Below are 19,222 nucleotides of genomic sequence, written 5' to 3' on the forward strand. Positions count from 1 at the left end.
ACCCTTCCCCTTCTGATGTGTGAGCGCGATCACACGTAGCGCCGCAACAGCCCGTGTGACACATCTCGCTTCGGGGTATGTTCAGTACGTAGTACCTGCGGTACCGTTATTGGACATCAAAGGCGTGAATGTAAACCTCAAGGGGGAGGTCTGAAGATGGCCCGCACTCGTATGGTCAGGCGTTGGCGTCGCAACATGGAAGTCAGCGACGACGCCGAGTACGTCGACACGCTCATGACGCTGTCCGAGGGTTCGGTGCGGCGGAATTTCAACCCCTACACCGACATCGAATGGGACTCCCCTGAGTTCGCGGTCACCGAAAACGACCCGCGTTGGGTGTTGCCCGCCACCGACCCGCTCGGTGGGCATCCCTGGTATCAGGCCCAGCCGCTCGAGCGGCAGATCGAGATCGGGATGTGGCGGCAGGCCAACGTCGCGAAGGTCGGGCTGCAGTTCGAGATCATCCTCATCCGCGGCCTCACCAACTACGCGTTCTGGGTGCCCAACGGTTCCCCCGAATACCGGTACTGCCTGCACGAGTCGGTCGAAGAGTGCAACCACACGATGATGTTCCAGGAGATGGTCAACCGCATCGGCGCGGACGTGCCGGGCATGCCGCGGATGCTGCGCTGGCTGTCGCCGTTCATCCCGCTGATCGCCGGGCCGCTGCCGATTCCGTTCTTCTTCGGCGTGCTCGCCGGCGAGGAACCGATCGACCACACCCAGAAGAACGTGCTGCGCGAGGGTAAGGACCTGCACCCGATCATGGAGCGGGTGATGGCCATCCACGTGGCCGAGGAAGCCCGCCACATCTCATTCGCCCACGAGTATCTGCGCAAGCGCCTGCCGTATCTGAACCGCCGCCAGCGGTTTTGGCTGTCGTGGAACGTGCCGATCATCATGCGGGTGCTGTGCCAGGCGATCATCGTGCCGCCGAGGTCGTTCTGGCGGGAGTTCGACATCCCGCGCTCGGTGCGCAAGGAACTGTTCTTCCGTGCGCCCAAGTCGCGGCAGTTCCTGCGCGACATGTTCGGCGATGTCCGGATGCTGTGTCACGACACCGGGCTGATGAACCCGTTCGCGAAACTCGTCTGGCGGCTGTGCAAGATCGACGGTCCGCCCAGCCGCTACCGCAGCGAACCGGCTCGCCAGCACGTGGTCGCTGCCGCGTAGGGAGCGCCTGTGCCGCATGTGATCACCCAGTCGTGTTGCAGCGACGGGTCCTGTGTCTACGCCTGCCCGGTGAACTGCATCCACCCGACGCCCGACGAACCCGGCTTCGCGACCGCCGAGATGCTCTACATCGATCCGGTGGCGTGTGTGGACTGCGGTGCGTGCGTGTCGGCATGCCCGGTCGGCGCGATATCGCACGATTCGAAGCTGACGCCCGCGCAGCTCCCGTTCGTCGAGTTGAACGCAGCGTTCTACCCCGAACCGGACGGAAAGCTGCCGCCGACGTCGAAGCTGGCACCGGTCATCGAGGCGCCAGTGGTCTATCCCCGCTCGGGCGGACCGCTCACCGTGGCGATCGTCGGATCGGGGCCGGCGGCGATGTATGCCGCCGACGAGCTACTGACCCAAAAAGGCGTGCGGGTCAACGTCTTCGAAAAGCTGCCCACGCCATACGGTTTGGTGCGCGCCGGCGTTGCGCCCGACCACCAGAGCACAAAACGCGTGACCAAATTGTTCGACAGGATCGCGGCCCAACCGGGATTCACCTTCTACCTCAACGTCGAGGTGGGCGCCGACGTCACCCACGACGAGCTGCTCGAGCACCACCACGCCGTGCTCTATGCGGTCGGAGCGCCCAACGACCGCCGGCTCGACATCGCGGGAATGCACCTGCAAGGCACGGGCACCGCCACCGAGTTCGTGGCCTGGTACAACGGCCACCCCGACTTCGACTCGCTGCCAGTCGATTTGAGTCATGAGCGGGTCGTCATCGTCGGCAACGGCAACGTCGCCCTCGATGTCGCGCGAATACTGACCACGCCGCCGGATGTCCTTGCAGGCACCGATATCTCGGATCATGCGCTCGCCGTGCTCCGCGACTCGAAGGTGACCGAGGTGGTGGTCGCGGCGCGGCGCGGGCCGGCCGACTCGGCGTTCACATTGCCCGAGCTGATCGGACTGACCTCAACATGCGAGGTGGTGCTCTCGCCTGAGGACCACGAGTGGGTGGAGCGCGACCTGGCCACCACCGAGGATCGCCTGACCCGCAACAAGTTGGAGGTCTTGAGCAAGCTCGGCGACTCCTCCGCACCGGTGACGCATCCGCGTATCCGGCTGGCCTATCACTTGACGCCGCAGCGCGTCCTCGGCGACGCCCGCGCCGAGGCGATGGAGTTCACCGACACCGGCGCCGACGAGGTTCGGCGGTTCGACACCGGGCTGGTGTTGACCTCGATCGGATACCGCGGCAAGCCGATTCGCGGACTCCCCTTCGACGAGTCGGCGGCCGTGGTGCCGAACGACGGCGGCCGCGTCGTCGACCCGCGGTCAGGTACTCCCGTGCCCGGCAGCTACGTCGCGGGATGGATCAGGCGCGGGCCGACGGGGTTCATCGGCACCAACAAGTCGTGCGCCGCGCAGACCGTGCACAACCTGGTCGCCGATTACAACGACGGCAGGTTGCGCGACCCCGCGCACAAGCCGGCGGCCCTCGACAAGCTGGTTCGCAGCAGGCGACCCGACGTGGTCGACGCCGCGGGGTGGAAGACGATCGACGCCGCCGAGGTCGCCCGCGGCGGCGAGGGACGGCCGCGCGTCAAGTTCACTGCGGTCGCCGACATGTTGACCGCCGCGGCCGACGCCCCGGTGCCGCTCGGCCGGCGCCTACTTGCCGGGCTGCGCCGCTAGCTCCGTCACTGGTGTTGCTTGATCGCCTCGTCGATCTCCTCCTGGCTGACCTCGCGCACCGGTTGGCCCATCGACCACAGGTGTCCGAAGGGGTCCCGGAGCTCGCCGTACCGGTCGCCCCAGAACATGTCGTCGAGCGGCATCACGACCGTCGCGCCGGCGTCGACGGCCTTCTGAAACTTGGCGTCGACGTCGTCGACCGTCAAGTGGATGGTCACCGGCGAGCCGCCGAGCGCCTCCGGCGTCACCGACTTGCCGTCGTTCATTTCCGGGAAGTCATCGTTGAGCATCACCAAGGCCCCGTTGATGCGCAGCGCAGCGTGAAACAGTCGCTTGCCGTCGGGTCCGGGTACGCGGCCGAGTTCCTCGGCGTCGAACGCCTTGACGTAGAAGTCGATGGCCGCAGCGCCATCGCTGACCGTGAGCATGGGCGACACCGCCGGCTGAAAATCGATAGCCATGTGAAAGCTCCTCTCGAATTAGGTTGCGTCCCGCGAACGGGGTCGTCAGTACCGACTCGGTGAGCGCTCCCAAGTCATCGGTACACCGGCCATGCAACCACCGCCCACCGACAGGCCCTAAGGGGTTGATCACACGCATGGCATGAGGGCAATCAACCGCTTAGTGCGCCCAACCACCGACAGATCACACGATCGAGAACGACGGCGGCAGGCTGTCGCGGCCCGTCAGCGCCATCAGCACCGTCTCGCCTTGATGCTCGGCGGCGATACGCGCCGCCAGCACCAACGCCTCCTCGAGCACCGCCCCGGGCAACGTCAACGAAAGACCAACGGCGCGTGCGATGTCCAAGCTGTGCACGGCCAGCTCGAACGTGCGTGTCGGCAGATAGGTCCGCAACCGGATGCCCAGCCCGCCAAGCACCCGAATTATCGGATCGTCCACCGTCTCCAGCCGCGAGAGCGCTTGGGAGACGAGGTCGGCCACGGCGACCGGCGGGTCGTCACCGAGGTCGCGTGCGGCTTGCCGCCCGCGCTCGGCCACGTCGGCGGGGTCCAACCCCAGCGCCGCCGGGTTCACCCGCGCGTAGTACTCCTGCGGCGTGGCGATGTCCTCACGATCGGAGGGCGTCTCGAGGTAGGTGAGCACCGTGGTCAGCGAGCGCGACGTGTGCCCGACAAGCGAGCGCAGATCCCAGTCGCCCAGACCCGGACCCGACCACGCGTCGGCGGGAATGCGGCCGACCAGGTCCGCGAAACTGCGCGCCGCCGAGGCGAACGTCGTCGTCACGACCGGACGACTTGGTCCCAGCCCTCGACCGACTCGGGGCTGCGCGGCTCCGGGCCGACGTAGATCGCCGACGGACGCACCAACTTGCCGAGCCGCTTCTGCTCGAGGATGTGCGCACACCATCCGGCGGTGCGCCCGCAGGTGAACATCGCCGGCATCATCTTGGTCGGCACCTGGGCGAAGTCGAGGATCACCGCCGCCCAGAACTCGACGTTGGTCTCGATGGCGCGGTCGGGTCGCCGCTCCCGCAGTTCGGCGAGGGCGGCCTGCTCGAGCGCGGCGGCGACCTCGTAGCGCGGCGCCTCGAGACGCTTGGCCGTCGCGCGCAGCACCCGGGCCCGCGGATCCTCGGCGCGATACACCCGATGCCCGAAGCCCATGAGCTTCTCGTTGCGGTCGAGGATGCCCTTGACGACCGCGCGGGCGTCGCCGGTCTTCTCGGCCTCCTCGATCATCGGGATCACCCGAGCCGGGGCGCCGCCGTGCAGCGGTCCGCTCATCGCGCCGATCGCGCCGGACAGGGCGGCCGCGACGTCGGCGCCGGTCGACGCGATCACGCGGGCGGTGAAGGTCGATGCGTTCATACCGTGCTCGGCGGCGCTGACCCAGTAGGCGTCGATGGCCTCCACATGGCGGGGATCCGGATCACCCTGCCAGCGGGTCATGAATCGCTCTGTCACCGTGGAACATTCGTCGATGGTGCGCTGCGGGACCGCGGGCCGATAGATCCCGCGCGCGGACTGCGCGACGTAGGACAGCGCCATCACCGAGGCCCGGGCGAGGTGTTCGCGGGCGGTCGCGTCGTCGATGTCGAGCAACGGGGGATAGCCCCATATCGGGGCCAACATCGCCAGCCCGGCCTGGACGTCGACGCGCACGTCGCCGCTGTGGATCGGAAGCGGAAACGGTTCAGCGGGCGGCAGACCGTTGCCGAACTTGCCGTCGACCAGCAGCGCCCACACGTCGCCGAAGGTCACCCGTTGGTTGACCAGATCCTCGATGTCGACGCCGCGGTAGCGCAGCGCGCCGCCGTCCTTGTCGGGTTCGGCAATCTCGGAAGTGAAGGCGACGACGCCCTCGAGGCCGGGTACGAAGTCTTCAGGCACCGCGCTCATGGCCAGATTCTCGCACCTGTCCATCGGTGCTCATCTGGCGGTTGCTGACACGACGGCAGCCGGTGTGGGCGTAGCGTTGTCGCGTGGCGGAGGTAGGCCCAGAACGCTTGGCGAGGATGCGGGTGGAATACGGTTCGGCGGAAAAGGACGGCAGTCCCGATCTGGACGTCGATTGGCTGGCGGACGGCTGGGTTGCCTTGCTGCGCAAGTGGTTAGCCGACGCCGAGCGCGCCGGTGTCGCCGAACCCAACGCCATGGTCGTCGGCACGGTCGACAGCCGCGGGCGGCCGGTGACCCGGTCGGTGTTGTGCAAGAGCGTCGACGACACGGGCATCACGTTCTACACCAACTACGACTCCGACAAGGGCGAGCAGCTGGCGGCGACGCCGTACGCGTCGGCCACCTTCCCTTGGTATCTGACCGGACGTCAGGTTCATGTCCGAGGACCGGTGTCGAAGGTGTCGGCGGAGGAGACGGCCGAATACTGGTCGAAGCGGCCGCGGGGGTCGCAGTTGGGTGCGTGGGCGTCGTACCAGTCGAAGCCGATCGCCTCGCGGGCCGCGCTGCTGGACCAACTGGCCGAGGTGACGCAGCGGTTCGAAGGCCACGACACGGTGCCCGTGCCGCCGAACTGGGGTGGCTATCTGATCGGCGCCGACGTGGTCGAGTTCTGGCAGGGCCGGGAGAACCGGGTGCACAACAGGATTCGCATCCAGGATGGCCGCATCGAGCGGCTCCAGCCGTAGGTGCCGGCGTTCGCTACCGCGTGACGCCGACCCGAAATGCTGACGTCGATCATGTTTTCGGCCAAGATGAATTCTTAGCTCCTTCATAAATTCGACCGTTAGGATCGCGTTCGTGCCTGACGGTAGGGGGGCGCAGTCCGCTGGGCTGCGCGAGCGCAAGAAGCAGCGCACGCGTGCGACTCTCATCGACGCCGCCGTGGAACTGTGCAACGGACAGGGCTTCGACAACACCACCGTGGACCAGATCGCCGCGGTGGCCGACGTGTCACCGCGCACCTTCAGCAGGTACTTCCCTACCAAGGACTCCATCGCGCTGGCTCTCGTCGATGAAATCGTCGACGAAGTCGCCCTCGAACTGGACCGCCAGCCCGCCGAGCTGAATCACCTTGAGGCGATCCTGCGCGCCTACGTCGCGATGGGTGAGGCGGCCAAGCACGCGGGACCCGACGACCTGAGGGCCGAGCGGGTGTTGTGCATCGCCAGGATCATCCTGTCCTCGCCGACGCTGCGACAGGTCACCGTCGAATTTCGGGGCAACGCACTCGAACGGGCACTCGCCAGGCGCATGGGAGTCGACCTGGCCGACCGCAGGGTACGGCTGGCATCGGCCACGTGGAGTGCGGTGATCATGACGGCGCTCACCGACGTCGTGCAGGTCAACAGCGACTGGTCACAGGTGTCCATCGACGACCTGATCGAGCGCTTGGAGACGGTCTTCGTGGACTTCACCGGCTTGTTGGGTAATCTGCGGCAGCCTGTCTGAACAAGTGACCGCCCCCGGCGGGGCACGCGTGCAGATATGGGACTACCTTTTGTAGGAGCAATGTTCGAATACTCCCAGCAGCGACGAAGGGAACCTCGTGGCCGATAACGCGAAGAGTGGGGAAGGGCAAGCCACCCTCTCCTACCCCGGTGGCACGCTCGACCTTGACATCGTTTCAGCCACCGAAGGCGCTGATGGCATCGCGCTGGGTTCACTTCTGGCCAAGTCCGGCTACACCACCTTCGACGAGGGCTTCGTCAACACCGCATCGACCAAGAGTGCGATCTGCTACATCGACGGCGAGGCCGGCATCCTGCGCTACCGCGGCTACCCGATCGAGCAGCTCGCCGAGAAGTCGAACTTCATCGAGGTGAGCTACCTGCTCATCTACGGCGAGCTGCCCACCAAGGAGCAGCTGGCGGAGTTCACCACCCGAATTCAGCGGCACACGTTGCTGCACGAGGACCTCAAGCGGTTCTTCGACGGCTTCCCGGCCAACGCCCACCCGATGCCGGTGCTGTCCAGCGCGGTCAACGCGCTGTCGACCTACTACGAGGATTCGCTCGATCCGTTCGACGACAACCAGGTCGAGCTGTCGACGATCCGGCTGCTGGCCAAGCTGCCGACCATCGCGGCGTATGCCTACAAGAAGTCTGCGGGCCAGCCGTTCCTGTACCCGGACAACTCGCTGACGCTGGTCGAGAACTTCCTGCGGATGACGTTCGGCTTCCCGGCCGAGCCCTATGAGGTCGATCCCGAGATCGTCCGCGCGCTGGACATGCTGTTCATCCTGCACGCCGACCACGAGCAGAACTGCTCGACGTCGACGGTGCGGTTGGTCGGCTCGTCGCAGGCCAACCTTTTCACGTCGATCTCCGGCGGCATCAACGCGCTGTGGGGCCCGCTGCACGGCGGTGCCAACCAGGCGGTGCTGGAGATGCTCGAGAAGATCCGCCAGGCCGACTTCGACGTCCACGAGTTCATCAAGAAGGTGAAGAACCGCGAGGACGGCGTGAAGCTGATGGGCTTCGGCCACCGGGTCTACAAGAACTACGACCCGCGCGCCCGCATCGTCAAGGAGCAGGCCGACAAGATCCTGGGCAAGCTCGGCGGCGACGACGAGATGCTGGATATCGCAAGGACTCTCGAGGAAGCCGCGCTTACCGACGACTTCTTCATCGAGCGCAAGCTCTATCCGAACGTCGACTTCTACACCGGCGTGATCTACCGGGCGATGGGCTTCCCAACGCGCATGTTCACCGTGCTGTTCGCGCTCGGCCGGTTGCCCGGCTGGATCGCGCACTGGCGGGAGATGCACGACGAGGGCAGCGGCAAGATCGGCCGTCCGCGCCAGATCTACACCGGCTACACCGAGCGCGACTACAAGGACGTCAGCAGCCGCTAGGTCCGTTGGCGCCCTCCGCCGAACGTGGGTTACCCGCACGTTCGGGGCGTTCGAAGCGTGACGTAGGCCCACTTTCGGCGTCGCGTATCTCACTGCCAGGCGCCTTGCCGGACGAACAGTTGTAGTTTCACAATTGTTGGGTGAATGAAACCGTCGTCGGGTCAATGAGCGCTCGGCGCAAGGCCATCATTTTGGTGACCTGCTGCCTGAGCCTGCTGATCGTGTCGATGGACGCGACGATCGTCAACGTCGCCATTCCCAACATCCGCGCCGACCTCGACGCGAGCGGGCCGCAAATGCAGTGGGTGATCGACATCTACACGCTGGTGTTGGCTTCGTTGCTGCTGTTGTCGGGTGCGGCGGCCGACCGGTTCGGCAGGCGGGGGACGTTTCAGATCGGGCTGACGGTGTTCGCGGTCGCGTCGTTGCTGTGCAGCCTGTCGCCGAACATCGAAACGCTGATCGCCGCGCGCTTCCTGCAGGCGATCGGCGGCTCGATGATGAACCCCGTCGCGATGTCGATCATCACGCAGGTCTTCACCGGCAGGGTCGAGCGCGCACGGGCCATCGGTATATGGGGTGGCGTCGTCGGGATCTCGATGGCCGCGGGGCCGATCGTCGGCGGAGTGCTCATCGAGTGGATCAACTGGCGCGCGGTGTTCTGGATCAATCTGCCGATCTGCGCGCTGGCGATCCTGCTGACGGTCATCTACATCCCGAAGTCCAAGTCGCTGACCATGCGCGACGTCGATCCGATCGGGCAGTTGCTGGGCATGGCGTTCCTGTTCGGCATCGTCTTCGTGCTCATCGAGGGTCCGGGGTTGGGTTGGGGAGACGTTCGTACCGTCGCCGTGGCGGTCGGCGCGGTCGCGGCCTTCGTCGGCTTTGTGGCTTACGAGGCGCGCAGGCGGGACCCGTTCGTCGATCTGCGGTTCTTCCGGAGCATCCCGTTCGCATCGGCGACCATGATCGCGGTGTGCGCATTCGCGTCGTGGGGTGCGTTCCTGTTCATGATGTCGTTGTACCTGCAGGACGCGCGCGGTTTCTCGGCGTTCCACACCGGGCTGATCTATCTGCCGATCGCCGTTGGGGCCCTGGTGTTCTCGCCGCTGTCGGGCCGGATGGTCGGGCGGTTCGGCGCTCGGCCGTCACTGTTGATCGCCGGGACGCTCATCACGGCGGCGACGGTCATGCTCGCCCGGCTGTCGGCGACGACGCCGGTCTGGCAGCTGCTGGTGATCTTCGCCGTCTTCGGTATCGGATTCTCGATGGTCAACGCCCCGGTGACCAATGCGGCGGTCAGCGGCATGCCGACCGACCGGGCGGGGGCGGCCTCGGCTATCGCCTCGACCAGCAGACAGGTTGGCGTGAGTATCGGTGTGGCGCTGTGTGGTTCGGTTGCAGGCGGCGCGCTGGTCGGGATGGGCCCGGACTTCGCGGAGGCTACCCGGCCGCTGTGGCTGATCTGCGCGGCACTCGGGGTGGCGATCATCGTGCTCGGCTTCTACTCGACGTCCGGCAGGGCGTTGCGGTCGGCCGATCGACTGGAACCGTTGGTGACGGCCGATGTCCGGTAATCGCGTGGCCGACGAGGCATGGCGCGCGATGGCGGCCTTCGTCGTCGAGAACCACGACAGCTGGAAGCGGGCGGTCGTCGAGCAGTCCGGGCTGCCGTTCAGCAGGGTGCGCATCCTGCGGCGGTTGAGCCGACGGCCGATGACCGTCAAGGAGTTGGCGCACGCCGCGACCATCGACGCGCCGGCCGCGACGGTCGCGGTCAACGACCTGGAAAAGCGCGGGCTGGTGGTGCGTCAGGTGGATCCGGCGAATCGCCGGCGCAAGCGGGTGTCGCTCACCGATGCGGGATGCGCCATGGTGGCCAAGATCGACGCGGTCGACGACCCGGCGCCAGAGACCCTGGCGAACCTCGATCAAGCCGACCTGGAGGCGCTGCGCGAGATACTCGCCAAACTCTCGCCGAAGTAGCGGTCCTGGTCGCATTTGTGGCGATTTCGCAGCCCTGACCTCTCGCTCGGCGCACGATTAGACAGTGGGGGTTTCCTGTCATTCGTGCGGTGCCGGGCTGCGGGCCGGAGCGCGGTTCTGCGACGCCTGCGGGTCGACGGTTACCGCGGCGGACTCTCGCGCCGAGTACAAGCAAGTGACCGTGCTGTTCGCCGACGTGGTGCGGTCCATGGACATCGCAGCCAAGCTCGGACCCGAGCGGCTGCGCGAGATCATGACGGAACTGTTCAATCGATCGGCAGCAGTGGTTCAGCGCTACGGCGGCACCGTAGACAAGTTCACCGGTGACGGGATCATGGCCGAGTTCGGCGCTCCGGTCGCGCTTGAAGATCACGCGCTGCTCGCATGCCGGGCGGCACTGGATATTCAGGAAGATGCTCAGCGCCTTGCCGCCATGATCGAGGCGCGCGACCACACCGCCTTGCAGTTACGGATCGGGCTGAATTCCGGAGTGGTGATCACGGGCCAGATCGGTTCTGGCCCATTGTCTTACACGGCAGTCGGCGAGCAGGTCGGCATGGCGCAACGAATCGAGTCGGTGACGCCGCCGGGCGGTGTGATGGTCAGTGAGTCGACCGCGCGACTGGTGGAGAGCGCCGCCGTACTCGCCGACCCACAGCTGGTACGTGTCAAGGGAATGCAGGCGCCGCTGCGCGTGCATCGTCTCCTGGGAATTGCCCCCAGCAGGCGGACGGCCCGGATGCAGACGAGCTTCATCGGCCGAGAGTGGGAGATGCACGCGCTCGTCGGGCTGCTCGAACGCGCGGTCAAAGGCAATGGGGGCATCGTGGGGCTGGTCGGCCCACCCGGCATCGGCAAGAGCAGGGTGGTTCACGAAGTGACGTCGCGGGCCAGACGAGCCGGTTTCGAGGTGTTCACAACTTTCTGCGAGTCCCATACCGCAGACGTTCCGTTCCATGCCGCCGCCAACTTACTTCGGTCGGCGACCGGTGCCAGTGGACTCGACGACGCGGCCGCTCGAGAACAGGTGCGCGCGGGGTTCCCCGGCGCCGACCAGGAAGATCAGTTTCTCGTCGAAGATCTCTTGGGTATCGGCGATCCCGCAGCGGCACTGCCCCAGATCGATTCGGACGCACGCCGACGCCGTATCGCGGCGGCGGTCAACGCCGCGGCGCTCGCCAGAGCGACCCCGACGATGTACGTCATCGAAGACGCTCACTGGATCGACGGGGTGAGCGAATCAATGCTTGCCGACTTCCTGAGCGTAGTGCCCCGTACACACTTCTTCGTGCTCATCACGTACCGCCCGGAATACGACGGTCCGCTCGCTCATGCGCCCCGGTCACAAACCATCGCGCTCGAGCCGCTGGATGCCTCACAGATGTCGCAGCTGAGCACCGAACTGCTGGGTAACGATGGTTCGGTAGCAGAACTCTCCGGTCTGGTCGCAGATCGGGCCGAGGGCAACCCGTTCTTCGCTGAAGAGATCGTCCGTGACCTCACCGAGCGCCAAGTGCTGATCGGCACTCGGGGTTGTTACCTGTGCGTCGAGCCGACGAGCGAGGTGAACGTGCCCCAGACGCTGCAGGCGGTCATTGCAGCTCGCATCGACCGCCTCGATCCGGCGGCGAAGCGCACGCTCAACGGCGCAGCGGTGATAGGGATCGAGTTCAGCCCGAAGATGCTCGAAGCGCTGGACATTCAGCCAGCGCTCGAAGACCTGGTCAGGGCGGAACTGATCGATCAAACCGTGTTCGGCCCGGATCCCCACTACACATTCCGCCACGCCTTGATCCGCGCCGTGGCATACGAGTCACAGCTCAAGTCTGAGCGAGCTCGGTTGCACAAACGGGTGGCGGCCACAATCGAACAAAACGACCAGAATGCGGTACTGATCGCGGAGCATCTCGAGTCGGCCGGTGAACTGGGCAGCGCCTACGACTGGCATATGCGCGCGGGTGCGTGGTCGAACAATCGCGACAACGTTGCGGCGCAGCTGAGTTGGGAACGTGCTCTCAGAGTGGCAGACGCGCTACCGCTGGACTTTCCCAACCGCTTGAACCTTAGGATTGCGCCACGAAGCTTGTTGTGCAGCAGCGCCTTCCGGCGCTTCCATTCCGATCTGTCGGAGCGATTCGACGAGCTTCGTACATTGTGTATGGAGGCGGGCGACAAGGCGTCGCTCGCAATCGGGATGGCAGGGCTGGCTATGGAGCACCTGATCCGAGGACGGATTTTCGATTCGTCCGCACAGGCGTCCGAACTGATGACGCTCGTCGAATCGATCGGTGACACGGCTTTGACGATCGGCCTCACCATTCCCGCGTGCGTCGCCAAACTGCAAGCCGCAGAGATGGAAGATGCGCTGCGGTGGGCGCAAGCTGTCATCGACGTCGCCGACGGCGACTGCACGGCTGGAAGTTTCGTGCTCGGGTCGCCGTTGGCGCTCGCTTACGTGTTCCGCGGATTCGCCCGCTGCAGCGTAGGCCATGACGGTTGGCGGGAGGACCTGGACACCGCGGTCTCGATGGCGCGCAGTGCCGACCCTACGTCGCTAGCTGTGGCCACCGCCTACAAGTACGTCGGTATCGGTCGACGAGTTCTGCCGTTCACTGACGCAGCTCTGGCTGAGCTCACGGAGATTTTCCAGTTGGCTGAGCGGAGCACTGAGGATCTGCCCCTGGTACTCCTGCGGATGACGCTCGGGGTGGCGCTGACGCACGGCGATAACGCTGCTCGCGCGCACGGGTTGGCGATGCTCGCCGAGCTTCGCGATACGTGTGTGCGGGAGCGATACGCAATGAACATCGTGGCGCCCCTGGAGGTGATCCTTGCTACCGACGATGCTGAGACAGGCATCGACGGCGCGCTAGAGCGAATACGCCGGGCGACGGATGACGTGTTCGTATCAGGCAATTTCTCCAACGGCGAGGTCTGCACGCAGACCCTTGTCGAACTCCTGCTCGCGCGCGGGACCAACGAGGATGTGGCCGAGGCGGAGGCAGCGATCGAGAGGCTGTCGAGAACGCTCCCCGCGGCGAAATGGGCGATCCGTGACGTCGTGGTCATGCGACTTCGTGCCCTGCTGGCCCGGGCCTACGGTGACGAACCGACATATCGCGAGATGAAGCGGCGCTACCGCACCTTGGCAAACGACTTCGGATTCGAAGGACACATGTCGCTGGCCGCCGAAATGCCCTAGCTCTCCAGCACGGCCATCGCGGCGTTGTGTCCACCGATACCCGAGACTCCACCACCGCGGCGTGAACCCGATCCGCACAACAGGATTCGCTCATGTGCGGTCGCCACGCCCCAGCGTCGAGCAGGGGTGTCGAGTGGTTCGTCGTCCTCGGCGAACGGCCACGTCAACGCACCGTGAAAGATATGCCCGCCCGTCATGCCGAGCAAGTGTTCGAGGTCGAAAGTCGTCTTCGTCTCGATGCACAACCGGCCAGCGGAATCCTCTAGCAGTACATCTTGAATCGGCTCGGCGAGAACCGAATTCAACGAACTGAGCACCGCCGACGTCAACGCGTCCCGCATCCGGTCTGGGTCGCCGGACGACACCAAGGGGTGGGGAGTATGCAATCCGAACACCGTCAACGTCTGGGCTCCCGCGGCGCGGAGTTCGTCCGACAGGATCGACGGATCGGTAAGCGAATGACAGTAGATCTCGCACGGTAGTGGATCGGGTACCACACCGTCGGCCGCGCGCAGGTATGCCGAATCCAACTGGCTGAATGCCTCATTGATGTGCAACGTTCCGCCGAACGCCTGCTCGGGTGTGACGACATCGTCGCGCAATCGCGGTAGGCGCCGCAGGATGAGGTTCACCTTGACCTGCGCGCCCGGCGTCGACTCCGGCGGTTTCTCACCCAGTAAGCCGGCGAGCACGCTCGGCGTCACGTTGGCCAGAATCACGCCGCCGTGGACCGTGTGATCAACCCCGTTGCGGCGGTAGCGCACTTCGCCGTCGGGATCGATCGCGAACACCTCTGCTCCGCAGGTGATTTCGGCACCATAGCCGGCTGCCGCGGCAGCCAACGCACCGCTGATCGCGCCCATCCCGCCGATCGGTACATCCCAGTCGCCGGTTCCACCGCCGAGCAGGTGGTAGAGGAAACAGACGTTCTGGATCAACGACGGGTCATCGAGGCGGGCGAAGGTGCCGATCAACGCGTCGGTGGCCATCACACCGCGAACGACGTCGCTGTCGACGGCCGAGGTGATCGCGTGCCCGATCGGCTCGTCGACCATCGACCGCCATGCGGTTTCGTCATCCACGAGAGCGCGCGATTGTGTGCGCGTCAGAAGCGGTTCCAGCAGCGTCGGCCATAACCGCTCGACCAGCCCACCGCACCGGCGGTAGAACCCGGCGAACCGCGACTCGTCGTCGGCAGCGCCGATCGCGTCGAATGTCGACGTGGGGCCGATGAGCAGTCCGGTGCGGCCACCGGTAGTCGGGTCGGGCGTGTACGACGAATAGCGGCGACGCACCAGGCGAACCCGCGCGCCCAGGTCGTCGACGATGCGCCGGGGCAGCAGGCTGACGAGGTAGGAGTATCGCGACAACCGGGCGTCGACTCCGTCAAACGCGTGCGCGGACACCGCCGCGCCGCCGACGTGGTCCAGTCGCTCCAGCACCCGAACCCGACGACCCGCCTTCGCCAGATACGCCGCCGCGACGAGACCGTTGTGCCCGCCGCCGACGACGATGACGTCGTAACTGGGGCTCAGTTGAGGTAGCCCTCGACCTCATCGGGCGGACGCACCTCGGCTTCGCGTGGATCGCCGCCGGTCTCCCGAAGCGCCCGGCGCTGCCGCAGCAGATCCCAACACTGGTCGAGCTGCACCTCGAGGGCCTTCAGCCGTCGGTGCTCCTCGGATTCGTCTATCTCGCGGTTCTGGAGCTGTGCGCGCAGCTCCTGCTCCTCGGCGACCAGCCTGTTGACCTGGTCGAGAATGTCTTGGTCTTTGGTCACAGCACCAGTCTGCCCGACTACCGTGAGTGCGGTGACTTCAAGTTCAGGGCAGAAGCCCGAAATCGAATTCCCCGACGGCCCTCCGCCCACCGAATTGGTGATCACCGATCTGGTCGTCGGCGACGGCGCCGAAGCGGTGCCCGGCGGCAACGTCGAGGTGCACTACGTCGGCGTGGAGTACGACACCGGCGAAGAATTCGACAGTTCATGGAACCGCGGCGAGTCGATCGAGTTCCCGCTGCTCGGACTCATCCAGGGTTGGCAGGACGGCATTCCGGGCATGAAGGTCGGCGGTCGTCGACAGCTCGTCATCCCGCCTGAGCAGGCCTACGGTCCCGCCGGCGGTGGGCACCGGCTGTCGGGTAAGACGCTGATCTTCGTCATCGACCTGCTGGCGACCCGCTGACCTGCCGCCGAAACTGAAGATTTACGCGTTGAAACGGCGAATCCTCGCGCAAATGTTCAGACTCGGCGTAGCGGTCACTGATGGCCCGGCAGGCGCAGCAGCAGCCGAGCGCCGCCGAGCGGGCTTTCCTCTAAAGAAGCTGTGCCGCCATGCAATTCGGCCTGCTGTGCGACCAGCGCCAGGCCGAGCCCCGAGCCCGACACCGACGCCGTCGATCCGCGAGAGAACCGTTCGAACACGACCGAGCGCTCCTCCTCGGGGATGCCGACGCCGTCGTCGTCGATCGCGATCTCCACGCCCGCTCGTGAGCTGACCGCCGACAGTTGTACGCGGGTAGCGCCACCATGCTTCACGGCGTTGGCGATCGCGTTATCGACCGCCAACCGCAGACCGGCGGGCAGGCCCACGATGATCACCGTCGGCGCAGGCACCAACGACACCTCCAGGTCCGGGTAGACCCGCATCGCGTCATGGGCGGCGCGGTCCAGCAACTCCGTGATGTCGACGGGCACGTGGTCGTCGGCGGTCGACAACTCACCCTGCGCCAGGCGTTCCAGCGCGCCGAGCGTCGCCTCGATCCGCGACTGGGTCCGGATCACGTCGTTGACCACCTCTTTGCGCTGGTCCTCGGGCAGGTCGAGGGTGGACAGCACCTCGAGATTGGTCCGCATCGCGGTCAACGGGGTGCGCAGTTCGTGGGCGGAGACGGATGCGAAGTCGCGTGCCGACGCGAGCGCGGCCTTGGTCCTGTCCTGCTCTTTCCACACGCGTTCGACCAGGCCCTTGACCGCCTCGGCGATCTCGACGGCCTCGGTGGCGCCGCGCACCTCGACGTCGGGGTCCTCGTCGCCGGCATCGATCTGGCGGGTCTGTTGGGCCAGGCTCTTGAGCGGGCGCACCGCGAAAGCGGCCAGTACCCAGCCGAACACCGACGCGGCGCCGACGGCGAACACGCAAATGATGATCACCCGTCGGTGCAGGTTGTTGGTGTCGGCGATGGTGGCGTCGTAGGTGGCGCCGACGGCCACCGACATCGGTCCGGGGTAGTAGGGGATGTCGACGGTGCGGACCCGGTAGCGCACACCGTCGACGTAGGTGTCGGCGTATCCGGGTTCGAGCTGGGGCAGTACGACGTCGGAGTTGGAGGTCACCTCGTCACCGCGGTGCACGGTGATGACCGCGTCCTGGTTGGTCGGCGACTTCGGAATCTCGTCCAGGCCGCGGGGCAGGAACGGGATCGCGAAGCCGGCGGCCTCGTCAAGGCGGCGGTCGAGGCGTTCCTTGCGGTCATTGGTGATGCCGACCCAGACGACCGTTCCCACGATGACGACGACGATTGCCGCGCCGATCGCGGTGGCGAGCGCGACGCGGGTGCGCAGCGACGGGGTTCGGCGGAAGATCCGCGACAGCACGCTCATCACTGCGTCCGCAGGACGAACCCCACTCCGCGGACGGTGTGCAGGAGCCGAGGGGCGCCACCCGCTTCGAGCTTGCGGCGCAGGTAGCCGATGAAGACGTCGACTACGTTGGTGTCGGCGGCGAAGTCGTAGCCCCAGACGAGTTCGAGCAGCTGTGCGCGTGACAGCACGGCGGTCTTGTGCTCGGCCAGCACCGCGAGCAGGTCGAATTCGCGTTTGGTCAGGTCGACGTCGACGCCGTTGACGCGGGCGCGGCGGCCCGGGATGTCGACCTCCAAAGGTCCGACCTGGATGGTCTCCGAGGAGAATGTCGCGGTGGACCCGCGCCTGCGCAGCAGCGCCTTCACTCGGGCGACCAGTTCCTGCAACACGAACGGTTTGACCAGGTAGTCGTCGGCCCCGGCCTCCAGACCGGCGACCCGGTCATCGACCGAGCTGCGCGCCGAGAGGACGCAGACCGGCACGTCGTTGTCCATCGCGCGCAGCGCCGTGACCACGCTGACTCCGTCCAACACGGGCATGTTGATGTCCAGGACGATCGCGTCGGGCCGGGTCTCGGTGGCGCTGCGCAGCGCTTCGGCGCCGTCCACCGCGGTGGCCACATTGAACCCGGACAGCCGCAAGCCGCGCTCGAGAGAGGCCAGCACGTCGGGATCGTCGTCGACCACGAGAACTCTAGGTGAGGCTCCGCCACTGTCTGTACCACTGGGCATGTAGCCAATACTGCCTGATTGACGGGCTCAAGCGGGGGAGGCGGTGCAGATGCTTTCGGCGTTGACTCGGCATGGGAAAGCCCAGGGATCCAGAAACTCTGGCCGCGCTGCTCCGGAGTGCAGGCGTCGCTTGGATGGTTTGCTAGCCCACCAACGGGGATTTTGCTGAGAAGGTCTTCGGCGCTAGGGAACCGCGGGGTCGCCGATCAACTCAGCGAATCTCGTCGATGTGTACGTAGCCGCGCTCGGAGCGAGCTGTCACCTCGGGTGCGTCCGGGTCGGTTGTTTGCGGCACGGTGACCCTTGTCTCGCCAGCTGGTTGCCCGGTTCGGGCGCGCACTCGATACGGCTCTGTGCCGGGGAGTCCTACAGTTACATTGCCGCCGGCGATCACCTCAGTCATCCGGGGTGGCGCGCGAAACTCTACTGCGACACTGCCGGATTCGACTGCCGCACTGAACGATTCCGACACGGCGACTCTAGTGCTGGTTCTGACGTCTCCGTGGCGGACGTCGATGTCGATCAGACGGGCTGAGCCGCCGAGCCAAACGGTGCCTCCGTCTGTCGTTGCGACCAGCCGATCGAGGTCCGCCTGGACGGTGAGCGGGCCTGCCCGGTGATCGACGGTCACGCTCAACCGTCGTGCAGCGTCCGGCGGGAGGACCACGGCAACTTCTCCGGTGCCGTCGAACCAGGGGAACTCCGAACCGCCGCCGTCGAGAGTGACTCGGCTGCTCGTATCGTCGTTCACCACTGTCAGCGGCGGACCCTCGGCCCTTGTCACCATCCGCAGCGCGACGTGCGCCTCTTCGGCGGCGTCGTCGGTGGTCACGCGAACCGCCACCGGCATATCCCCGGTATCAATGGTCAGTGTGCGCATGTCGGCCGGCAATGCAAATGTGTCGGCGACGACGCGGCTGCCTGCGAGTCCGAACGCGAGTACCCCGAGGCCGGCCAACGTCGCAATGGAAACGAGCGCGGCGACGACGACGAGCGCAACGCGCATCGTTGTGCGGCGACCGCCCGACATCAGGAGTGTCGGCTGGCGCCAAGGTCGAATCTGCTCACGAGTGCTTCTGCTCCTGCGCATCGAGGTGGGCCGCCGCGAGCTTGAGCATGAGGACCGCGTCGGCCTTGGTGGTGTGGGAATCGTCGTTGAAGCTCTGTAGCGTCAGCCAACCCGGCGCGGTGACGGAGTTAGCCAGTTGCAGGATAATGCACTCTAACCGTTCCACCTGCTCCGATACCGCGAACGGCTGTGCGCCGTGCCAATAACCGGCCGCCACACGCAGTGCCCCGCCCAGGCAGAAGCTGCACGGGTTCACCCCGCGCTGGGTGTGCACCACGAAGCCGCCCCCGCCGACGTGCTCGGTCCGGATCGCGACCCAGCCGCCTGGAGAGTCGGCGTCGGGCCGCAACTCGCGTCCATCTCCGTCGCGGCAGTAGGTGCCCTGAGTCCACCCGTTGTCCATCTCGAGGAGCGTCAGCGCGTCCTCGATCACCTCTCGGTCGGACTTCAGCTCCGTCCGTTGAGCGGCGACTATGCGGGAGATAGTTGTCATCTTTGTGGTCCCTTCTCTT

At 66.0% G+C, this 19,222-nt stretch carries 18 protein-coding genes; 9 read left to right on the plus strand and 9 right to left on the minus strand.

All coding sequences use genetic code 11. The annotated features are described in order from the left end of the window. The first annotated feature begins 156 nt into the window (after positions 1 to 156). Together A5759_RS07305 and A5759_RS07310 are read left to right on the plus strand one after the other, a co-directional pair. The gene (locus A5759_RS07305) at positions 157 to 1,173 is read left to right on the plus strand and encodes a diiron oxygenase (protein WP_068195719.1); all 1,017 of its coding nucleotides are present in this window, start codon (positions 157 to 159) and stop codon (positions 1,171 to 1,173) included. Between the two features lie 9 nt (positions 1,174 to 1,182). After that, positions 1,183 to 2,859 carry an FAD-dependent oxidoreductase gene (locus A5759_RS07310; RefSeq protein WP_068195723.1) on the plus strand — a complete coding sequence of 559 codons (1,677 nt, stop codon included), beginning with the start codon at positions 1,183 to 1,185 and terminating at the stop codon, positions 2,857 to 2,859. 5 nt (positions 2,860 to 2,864) lie between these two features. Here the strand turns inward: A5759_RS07310 and A5759_RS07315 are convergent, their stop codons facing one another. From A5759_RS07315 to A5759_RS07325, 3 genes are all read right to left on the minus strand, one after another. Then, the gene (locus tag A5759_RS07315; RefSeq protein ID WP_068195726.1) at positions 2,865 to 3,320 is read right to left on the minus strand and encodes a VOC family protein; all 456 of its coding nucleotides are present in this window, start codon (positions 3,318 to 3,320) and stop codon (positions 2,865 to 2,867) included. A 184-nt stretch (positions 3,321 to 3,504) separates the two neighbouring features. Then, on the minus strand, positions 3,505 to 4,107 hold the full coding sequence (locus A5759_RS07320; protein WP_068195729.1) for a maleylpyruvate isomerase family mycothiol-dependent enzyme: 603 nt from the start codon (positions 4,105 to 4,107) through the stop codon (positions 3,505 to 3,507). After that, complete coding sequence (locus A5759_RS07325; RefSeq protein WP_068195731.1) at positions 4,104 to 5,222, minus strand: citrate synthase 2; 1,119 nt, start codon at positions 5,220 to 5,222, stop codon at positions 4,104 to 4,106. The genes A5759_RS07320 and A5759_RS07325 overlap by 4 nt, the downstream gene beginning before the upstream one ends. 116 nt (positions 5,223 to 5,338) lie before the next feature. Between A5759_RS07325 and pdxH the strand changes: the two genes are divergently transcribed. From pdxH to A5759_RS07355, 6 genes are all read left to right on the plus strand, one after another. Next, positions 5,339 to 5,968 carry a pyridoxamine 5'-phosphate oxidase gene (pdxH, locus tag A5759_RS07330; protein WP_068195735.1) on the plus strand — a complete coding sequence of 210 codons (630 nt, stop codon included), beginning with the start codon at positions 5,339 to 5,341 and terminating at the stop codon, positions 5,966 to 5,968. A 112-nt stretch (positions 5,969 to 6,080) separates the two neighbouring features. Beyond that, a complete protein-coding gene (locus A5759_RS07335; protein WP_068195738.1) occupies positions 6,081 to 6,731 on the plus strand; it encodes a TetR family transcriptional regulator in 651 nt (216 codons plus the stop codon). 97 nt (positions 6,732 to 6,828) lie between these two features. Beyond that, positions 6,829 to 8,136 (plus strand): citrate synthase, encoded by a 1,308-nt coding sequence (locus A5759_RS07340; protein WP_082962032.1) that lies wholly within the window; start codon positions 6,829 to 6,831, stop codon positions 8,134 to 8,136. A 164-nt stretch (positions 8,137 to 8,300) separates the two neighbouring features. Then, the gene (locus A5759_RS07345; RefSeq protein ID WP_068195740.1) at positions 8,301 to 9,713 is read left to right on the plus strand and encodes an MFS transporter; all 1,413 of its coding nucleotides are present in this window, start codon (positions 8,301 to 8,303) and stop codon (positions 9,711 to 9,713) included. Next, positions 9,703 to 10,122 (plus strand): MarR family winged helix-turn-helix transcriptional regulator, encoded by a 420-nt coding sequence (locus A5759_RS07350; RefSeq protein ID WP_068195744.1) that lies wholly within the window; start codon positions 9,703 to 9,705, stop codon positions 10,120 to 10,122. Before A5759_RS07345 ends, A5759_RS07350 begins: the two co-directional genes overlap by 11 nt. A gap of 175 nt (positions 10,123 to 10,297) precedes the next feature. Continuing rightward, the gene (locus A5759_RS07355; RefSeq protein ID WP_369816176.1) at positions 10,298 to 13,324 is read left to right on the plus strand and encodes an adenylate/guanylate cyclase domain-containing protein; all 3,027 of its coding nucleotides are present in this window, start codon (positions 10,298 to 10,300) and stop codon (positions 13,322 to 13,324) included. Here the strand turns inward: A5759_RS07355 and A5759_RS07360 are convergent. Both A5759_RS07360 and A5759_RS07365 read right to left on the minus strand, forming a co-directional pair. Then, the gene (locus tag A5759_RS07360) at positions 13,321 to 14,859 is read right to left on the minus strand and encodes an NAD(P)/FAD-dependent oxidoreductase (RefSeq protein WP_068195749.1); all 1,539 of its coding nucleotides are present in this window, start codon (positions 14,857 to 14,859) and stop codon (positions 13,321 to 13,323) included. The two genes, A5759_RS07355 and A5759_RS07360, sit on opposite strands and share 4 nt — an antisense overlap. Continuing rightward, positions 14,856 to 15,104, minus strand: a complete 249-nt coding sequence (locus A5759_RS07365) for a DUF2630 family protein (protein ID WP_068195753.1) — start codon at positions 15,102 to 15,104, stop codon at positions 14,856 to 14,858. Before A5759_RS07365 ends, A5759_RS07360 begins: the two co-directional genes overlap by 4 nt. 22 nt (positions 15,105 to 15,126) lie before the next feature. Between A5759_RS07365 and A5759_RS07370 the strand changes: the two genes are divergently transcribed. Then, on the plus strand, positions 15,127 to 15,510 hold the full coding sequence (locus A5759_RS07370; protein ID WP_197505987.1) for an FKBP-type peptidyl-prolyl cis-trans isomerase: 384 nt from the start codon (positions 15,127 to 15,129) through the stop codon (positions 15,508 to 15,510). Between the two features lie 74 nt (positions 15,511 to 15,584). Here A5759_RS07370 and A5759_RS07375 read toward each other — a convergent pair whose 3' ends face one another. From A5759_RS07375 to A5759_RS07390, 4 genes are all read right to left on the minus strand, one after another. Further along, positions 15,585 to 16,928, minus strand: coding sequence for a HAMP domain-containing sensor histidine kinase (locus A5759_RS07375; RefSeq protein ID WP_068195759.1), 1,344 nt, complete (start codon positions 16,926 to 16,928; stop codon positions 15,585 to 15,587). Beyond that, a complete protein-coding gene (gene prrA, locus A5759_RS07380; RefSeq protein ID WP_068195761.1) occupies positions 16,928 to 17,641 on the minus strand; it encodes a two-component system response regulator PrrA in 714 nt (237 codons plus the stop codon). The genes A5759_RS07375 and prrA overlap by 1 nt, the downstream gene beginning before the upstream one ends. Before the next feature lie 211 nt (positions 17,642 to 17,852). Then, positions 17,853 to 18,647 carry a hypothetical protein gene (locus A5759_RS07385; RefSeq protein WP_156616850.1) on the minus strand — a complete coding sequence of 265 codons (795 nt, stop codon included), beginning with the start codon at positions 18,645 to 18,647 and terminating at the stop codon, positions 17,853 to 17,855. A gap of 58 nt (positions 18,648 to 18,705) precedes the next feature. Beyond that, complete coding sequence (locus tag A5759_RS07390) at positions 18,706 to 19,203, minus strand: hypothetical protein (protein WP_068195767.1); 498 nt, start codon at positions 19,201 to 19,203, stop codon at positions 18,706 to 18,708. Positions 19,204 to 19,222: the final 19 nt, after the last annotated feature.

Origin of the sequence: Mycobacterium sp. 852014-52144_SCH5372336, from assembly GCF_001665615.1 — a bacterium.
In the GTDB taxonomy this organism is placed as follows: Bacteria; Actinomycetota; Actinomycetes; order Mycobacteriales; family Mycobacteriaceae; genus Mycobacterium; species Mycobacterium neumannii_A.

Bases quoted from the DNA above. Each gene is read 5' to 3' on its own strand.
- A5759_RS07305 (WP_068195719.1), top strand. From the start codon at position 157: ATGGCCCGCACTCGTATGGTCAGGCGTTGGCGTCGCAACATGGAAGTC.
- A5759_RS07315 (WP_068195726.1), bottom strand. From the start codon at position 3,320: ATGGCTATCGATTTTCAGCCGGCGGTGTCGCCCATGCTCACGGTCAGC.
- A5759_RS07390 (WP_068195767.1), bottom strand. From the start codon at position 19,203: ATGACAACTATCTCCCGCATAGTCGCCGCTCAACGGACGGAGCTGAAG.
- A5759_RS07375 (WP_068195759.1), bottom strand. From the start codon at position 16,928: ATGAGCGTGCTGTCGCGGATCTTCCGCCGAACCCCGTCGCTGCGCACC.
- A5759_RS07385 (WP_156616850.1), bottom strand. From the start codon at position 18,647: ATGCGCGTTGCGCTCGTCGTCGTCGCCGCGCTCGTTTCCATTGCGACG.
- A5759_RS07345 (WP_068195740.1), top strand. From the start codon at position 8,301: ATGAGCGCTCGGCGCAAGGCCATCATTTTGGTGACCTGCTGCCTGAGC.
- A5759_RS07350 (WP_068195744.1), top strand. From the start codon at position 9,703: ATGTCCGGTAATCGCGTGGCCGACGAGGCATGGCGCGCGATGGCGGCC.
- pdxH (WP_068195735.1), top strand. From the start codon at position 5,339: ATGCGGGTGGAATACGGTTCGGCGGAAAAGGACGGCAGTCCCGATCTG.
- A5759_RS07325 (WP_068195731.1), bottom strand. From the start codon at position 5,222: ATGAGCGCGGTGCCTGAAGACTTCGTACCCGGCCTCGAGGGCGTCGTC.
- prrA (WP_068195761.1), bottom strand. From the start codon at position 17,641: ATGCCCAGTGGTACAGACAGTGGCGGAGCCTCACCTAGAGTTCTCGTG.